We start from the raw sequence: 2,144 nt of genomic DNA on the forward strand, positions 1-2,144 counted from the left end.
TTTAAGAGACAGCCCCAGTCCCCAGTCCCTAGTAATAGTTTCCTACTTTGCGATGACGTACTGCTGTCAGCGCATCTGGTTTGGAAACTTTGCCATCTTCAACAATGCAATATAAAATCCAATGATCGCTACATTCAATTTTGCTGACTACTTCACATTCCATGTATGCAAGTGCATCGGTTAAAATTGGTGAACCGTTTTTAGCAGTTTGAGTTTTCACACCTGCAAATCTATCCGCACCAGGAAGTAAACGTTTGAGGAAGTGTTTTTTCAGGTCTTGATAATTACCTTCTTCTAACACATTGATCACAAAGCGATCGCCTATTTGTAATAAGTTATCAATCGCTCGATCTTTAGCAACAGAAATGGTAAATCCTAATGGTTGAAAACTAGCTTGTGCTACCCAAGAAGCCATCATTGCACCGCTAATTTCACCTTTTTTAGCAGTGACAATATATAATCCGCTGCTAATTCTCCCCAACGCTTTTTCCATGTTCACGTCGAGAGATTTAATTTGTTTGATGTTGCGTTCTCTCACCACCCTTTGTCCCAAATCTGTACCCGCTTCTGTACAAATTTGATAAGTTGCTTCGTTGGGGATTTCTTTAATACGAATTGCGGGAAATGCTTCTTTAATTCCTAAGTCAATAAATTTACGACGTAGAGTATCAATCGGTTCATCATCACCACCATAGCATTCAAATAAACCTACAACTTGTTTATTTTTTGCTACAGCTAATAAAGAACTAATACCAGCTTGTGCTACAATTGAAGAAGTAGGTGGCATTCCAATAATTAAACCTGATGCTCTACCTGCTAATTCTTGAATTTCTTGAAAATCTGCTGTGTGTAAATCAACTACTTCTGAACCCACACCAGCTTTTTGCAAACCATCACCAATTGCATGAGCTAATTGCTCACTATAACCATAACCGGAAACATAAAACAAACCAACCGTAGTTTCTGTTTTCGCTTGTCTTTGACTCCAATTTTGATAATATTCGGTTAAAACATCGAGGTGATGATATAATAATGGTCCGTGTCCATTGGCAATAATTTGAATGTTACCTAGTTCACCCATTCTCTTCATTGCATTCAATAAAGAACGAGCATTAGGACCCATTAAGCAATCATAATAAAACCGAAAATCAGCTTCAATTGCTTCTAAATCTTCGTCAAAGGTGCGATGATCACAAAAGTGCATCCCAAACGCATCACAAGTATAAAGAATTTGGGTTTTGCGATCAAAACTGAAAATTGTATCAGGCCAGTGTAAATTTGGCGCACTGACAAATTCTATTTCATGTCCTTGACCAATATTTATGCGATCGCCACTTTTAACAATTCTTTTGGAAAAAGGATCATGTACCAAACCTTCTAAAAATTGCAATGCTACTTTAGAAGCTAAAACAGTTGCTCTTGGTGCTAATTGTAATACATCTTCTACCAAACCACTATGATCTGGTTCTGTATGACTGACAATTATATAATCAATTGTTTTCGGATTAACTAAACCTTTGAGAGTGTCTAAATATAATTGACGAAACTTCTGATGAGAAGTATCAATTAAAACTGTTTGTTCACCCCTAATTAAATAAGAATTATAGGTTGTACCGTTTTGCAATCCAAATTCAATATCAAAGCGATCCCGATCCCAATCAAGAGAGCGTATCGCTGTTGTATTAGGAGCAATTTCTACAGTTTGTATAGTTAACCTTGGTTCAACTTTCTCTGATATTGCTACCATGATTTGTATCCGATTCTAAATAATATTCTTTTCTCCCCACCATTTTCTTCCTAAAATCTTTTTAAAGCTGTAATTAAGAATATATTTTGTAAAATTAAAGTGGTATCAAACAATGCTATTTTTCAGCATATTTTTTGACACGAAAATCTACTATAGTTATAGCCATCAACATAATATCAACAGAATTATGTAGGGGTTTAGCAATGCTAAACCCCTACAATATTAAGGGAAAATTTTGTGAGTATCTGTTAGTTTATTTTAGGAAAACAGTAACTAGAACACCGATTCATTAATCGTAAGGGCGAAGCATTCGGACAGAATATAAACTGGTTTCAGCGATAGGTTATCACCCGAATGCTTCGCCCCTACAAGAAACAGAAAAAATTTTTAACACCCA

The 2,144-nt window shown here is 35.9% G+C and carries 1 protein-coding gene; it reads right to left on the reverse strand.

What is annotated here, in order from left to right; translation table 11 throughout:
• Positions 1-28 precede the first annotated feature (28 nt).
• Positions 29-1,747 (reverse strand): diflavin flavoprotein, encoded by a 1,719-nt coding sequence (locus tag H5968_RS24860; RefSeq protein ID WP_187042069.1) that lies wholly within the window; start codon positions 1,745-1,747, stop codon positions 29-31.
• Positions 1,748-2,144 lie beyond the last annotated feature (397 nt).

Origin of the sequence: Sphaerospermopsis sp. LEGE 00249 (assembly GCF_014299995.1) — a bacterium.
GTDB classification, from domain to species: domain Bacteria; phylum Cyanobacteriota; class Cyanobacteriia; order Cyanobacteriales; family Nostocaceae; genus Sphaerospermopsis; species Sphaerospermopsis kisseleviana.

Coding starts and splice junctions, on each gene's coding strand:
- H5968_RS24860 (WP_187042069.1), bottom strand. CDS start 1,747: ATGGTAGCAATATCAGAGAAAGTTGAACCAAGGTTAACTATACAAACT.